At 56.0% G+C, this 4,166-nt stretch carries 5 protein-coding genes; all 5 read left to right on the top strand.

All coding sequences use genetic code 11. The features are described 5' to 3' along the window. Positions 1-1,091 (top strand): N-6 DNA methylase (locus WCO56_29095; GenBank protein MEI7733657.1); only part of this gene is annotated, 1,091 nt, incomplete at its 5' end. Then, positions 1,088-2,179: a restriction endonuclease subunit S gene (locus WCO56_29090; protein ID MEI7733656.1), complete on the top strand. Its 1,092-nt coding sequence runs from the start codon at positions 1,088-1,090 to the stop codon at positions 2,177-2,179. The genes WCO56_29095 and WCO56_29090, both read left to right, overlap by 4 nt. A 351-nt stretch (positions 2,180-2,530) precedes the next feature. After that, positions 2,531-3,286 carry a four helix bundle suffix domain-containing protein gene (locus WCO56_29085; protein ID MEI7733655.1) on the top strand — a complete coding sequence of 252 codons (756 nt, stop codon included), beginning with the start codon at positions 2,531-2,533 and terminating at the stop codon, positions 3,284-3,286. Between the two features lie 16 nt (positions 3,287-3,302). Next, entirely contained in the window at positions 3,303-3,650 is a 348-nt protein-coding gene (locus WCO56_29080; protein MEI7733654.1) for a hypothetical protein, read from the top strand. After that, the coding region (locus WCO56_29075) for a restriction endonuclease subunit R (GenBank protein ID MEI7733653.1) at positions 3,647-4,166 on the top strand (520 nt) is incomplete at its 3' end. The genes WCO56_29080 and WCO56_29075, both read left to right, overlap by 4 nt.

Genomic DNA, 4,166 nt, shown 5'->3' with positions numbered 1-4,166 from the left:
TCGGGGAGATTAAGAACCGGATTCAGAGCGGCTACAACCTGCGCGAAATCATTGATCACATTGACGAACTCCGATTCCGTTCGCAGACCGAAAAACACGAGCTATCCCACCTCTACGAGGCCAAAATCAAGAACATGGGCAACGCCGGCCGCAACGGTGGCGAGTATTACACCCCGCGCCCCCTTATCCGCGCCATGGTCCGCGTGGTGCAGCCCAGGATCGGTGAGCGCATCTACGACGGTGCGGTTGGGTCGGCAGGGTTCTTGTGTGAATCGTTCGATTATCTGAAAGAAACGTATCCCAAGCGCACCACCGCCCAGGATCGCATCCTCCAGGAACGCACCTTCTACGGGAAGGAGAAGAAATCCCTCGCCTACGTCATCGCCATCATGAACCTGATCCTGCATGGCATCGAGGCTCCCAACATCATCCACACCAATACCCTTACCGAGAACCTCGCCGATATTCAGGAAAAAGACCGCGTGGACGTCGTCATGGCCAATCCCCCCTTCGGCGGTAAGGAACGCCCGGAGGTCCAGCAGAATTTCCCCATCCGCACCGGCGAGACCGCGTTTCTATTTCTCCAGCACTTCATCAAAATCCTGAAAGCGGGAGGGCGCGGTGGCATTGTCATTAAGAACACCTTCCTGTCCAATACCGATAACGCCTCCGTCAGCCTCCGCAAACTCCTGCTGGAAACCTGCAACCTGCACACCGTCCTCGATTGCCCCGGCGGCACGTTCCAAGGTGCCGGTGTAAAAACGGTCGTGTTGTTTTTTGAAAAAGGTGCACCCACCCGCAAAACCTGGTACTACCAGCTCGACCCCGGCCGCAACCTCGGCAAAACCAACCCGCTCAACGACGACGACCTCGCCGAGTTCGTGAAACTGCAAAAAACCTTCGCCGACTCCCCCAAAAGCTGGAGCGTGGACGCCAAAACCATAGACCAAACGACCTTTGACCTCTCCGTGAAAAACCCCGACGGCGGCGAGGAAATCACCCATCGCACCCCCAAGGCCATTATGGAAGAAATTGCCGCCTTGGATGCCGAGAGTGCGGAGGTGCTGGAGAACATCCGGGGGCTACTATGAAGAAAGGGTGGCAGACAAAGACGCTGGGGCAGTTGTGCCAACTTATTTCTGGCCAGCACATCGATGCGAAAGATTACAACACTGAGTCTCGAGGCGTGGGTTACCTAACTGGTCCTTCCGATTTCGGGCCTTTGAATCCTGTTATCTCGAAATGGACCGAACATCCGAAGGTCAAGGCGAAGTGTGGTGACGTTCTGATTACTGTCAAAGGATCAGGTGTCGGCAAAATCAACCTGCTCGACCAAGACGAAGTCGCAATAAGTCGCCAGTTGATGGCAGTGCGGGCAACGGGAGCTGACCCTAAATTCGTCCACGCGATTCTCAGTTCGGCGTTTGATCATTTTCAATCACTATCTACTGGCGCGGCAATACCAGGAATCTCACGTGAGCAGGTTCTTGGGTTGGAAATTCCGTTCCCCCCCCTCCCCGAACAGCAGCGGATCGTCGGTATCCTGGACGAAGCCTTTGCGGGCCTCGCCACCGCCCGAGCCAACGCCGAAAAGAACCTCCAAAACGCCCGCGCCCTCTTCGAAAGCCACCTCCATAGCGACCAGGCCGAAAAAGCGCTACTCGGGAATTTAGTGAACATAAAAACAGGAAAACTAGATGCGAATGCGGCGGTAGCAGGCGGCAAATATCCTTTCTTCACTTGTTCCAGAGAAGTGTTTGCCATTGATGATTACGCCTTCGATTGTGAAGCAATTCTTTTAGCTGGGAACAACGCCGTTGGCGATTTCAATGTAAAGCACTACAATGGAAAGTTTAACGCCTACCAACGAACATACGTCATCACGGTGAACGAAAAGAAGCGAGTGCTTTACAGGTATCTGTACTTCCAAATGCTCAAGAGTTTAAAGAAATTCAAAGCCCAATCCGTTGGTGCTGGAACGAAATTTCTTAAAATGGGAATGATTCAGGGTCTTGAAATTTCATTGCCGAGCCTCGACGAACAGCATCGCATTGTATCAACGATGGACTCTGTCCGAGAAGAAACCCAACGCCTCGCCGCCATCTACACGCGCAAACTCGCCGCCCTGGAGGCATTGAAAAAATCACTACTCCACCAAGCTTTCACCGGAGAACTCTGATGCCCACCACCATTTCAATCCCAACGGGATTGCATCCGTTAGCCCAGGGTTGCGAGCCACGAGCTACCCTGGGTCTCGCGCCCCATTATTTTCCCCAACCCCATCGGGGTTGCATCACCCTTGCGCCACCTGATTGTTGCAACCCCGTTGAAGCCCATTCCCTCGCTCCTGCAATCCGGTCAATCCGGTCAATCCGGTCCCCCTTCGGCGTTACTCCATGCCCCCCGCAAACTCGCCGCCCTGGAGGCCTTGAAAAAATCACTACTGCACCAAGCCTTCACCGGAGAACTTTGATGAACCAGAACCCTGCTATTTTGACCCCGCTGACCCGAATGACGGGAGGATATGGCCATGGCTGAACTTTTCGACAAACACGGCGGGTTCCGCAGGCTCCACTCGTTCACGTTGGCGACCATCGTCCAACTCGAAACGCTGTGCTTTTGCCGCCGGTTCCTGACGCAGGACCATCGGGAAGCCGCCGGGAAATTCTATGATCCCAAGGGCCGGCAATACGACCAGATGACCCAGGCCGCGCGCAGCGGCCGGCAGAATATCATTGAGGGCTCGGAACGTTCGTCCACCTCGAAGGACACCGAGATGAAACTCACCGACGTGGGGCGGGCGAGCCTGAGTGAATTGCGCGGCGACTATGAGATCTTCATCCTGGACCGGGGCGAGCTGCCGTGGTCTTGCCATGCTCCGGAAGCCCGGGCGGTGAACGAGGTCTCGCTTGACCAGGCGCCGTTCACCGACGACATGGTCCATGAATCGGCCAAGCATGCGCTGCAGCAGCGGCGGAAGTATGCCCGCTGGCTGGACGCCGAAGACCCGGTGGTAGTCGCCAATGCGATGCTCATCATCATCGGGCGTGCGCTGAACATGCTCAAAAGCCAGATTGCAGCGCAAGGCGAGGCGTTCGAACAGACCGGTGGTTTCAGCGAGCGGTTGACGGCCCGGCGAATCCAGGCTCGCGATGAGCGACTGAATGCCGAACCGGCTCCGGTGTGCCCGCAGTGCGCCAAACCCATGCGCCGCCGGAAATCCGCGAAAGGGGAGTTCTGGGGTTGCGCCGGCTTCCCCGAGTGCAAAGGAACAAGGCCCGCATGAAAGATACATTTATGCCTTGGTTGACCGTAGTGACTTCGCTGACCGGAACGTCAGCGATGTCAATCTGGTCAATCGTGTCAGCATTTGGAAGAAAGCCATGAACAAAGAGAAGAAACTCCAAATTCGCAACAGCACCGCCGAGTTCCTGATCTTCACCCGGCAGGCGGGCGATGACGGCATCGAAGTGCGAGTGGCAGAAGAAACGGTCTGGTTGACGCAAAAGTTGATCAGCGTACTTTTCGACAAGGGCCGGAGCACCATCACTGAACATTTAAAACACATCTTTGAAACCGGTGAACTCGATGAAAAAGCAGTGTGTCGGGATTTCCGACATACTGCCGAGGATGGCAAGGAATCGTTATGAACGAATCCGAAACCAGAGCTGAACACATTGACCCTGCCTTGAAAGCGGCCGGCTGGGGCGTCGTCGAGGGCAGCAAAATCCTGCGCGAATACGCCATCACGTTGGGTCGCATTGAAGGCCATGGGCGGCGCGGCAAACCGTTGATCGCCGATTACGTTCTGGTCTATCGCAACCGTAAGGTTGCCGTGATCGAAGCTAAAGCGTGGGACGAGGAACTGACAGAAGGCGTCGCCCAAGCCAAGAACTACGCCGCCAAAATGTCCATCCGTTTCGCCTACGCCACCAACGGCCAAGGCATCTACCAGGTGGATATGTCCCCTGAGTCCCATTCTTCCCATCCCCCCGAAGGCGAAGTCCCCTCCTATCCCACTCCCGACCAACTCTGGTCCATGACCTTCGCCAAAGCGGACGCCTGGCGCGACCGCTTCGCTGCCATCCCGTTTGAGGACAAGGGTGGCACACACCCCAGCCGCTACTACCAAGACACCTCCGTCGAGCGCGTATTGCAGGCCATCA

It is taken from the genome of Verrucomicrobiota bacterium (assembly GCA_037139415.1).
In the GTDB taxonomy this organism is placed as follows: domain Bacteria; phylum Verrucomicrobiota; class Verrucomicrobiia; order Limisphaerales; family Fontisphaeraceae; genus JBAXGN01.
Note: the sequence above shows the minus strand (reverse complement) of the source record. Positions and strands in the feature narration are given on the sequence as shown.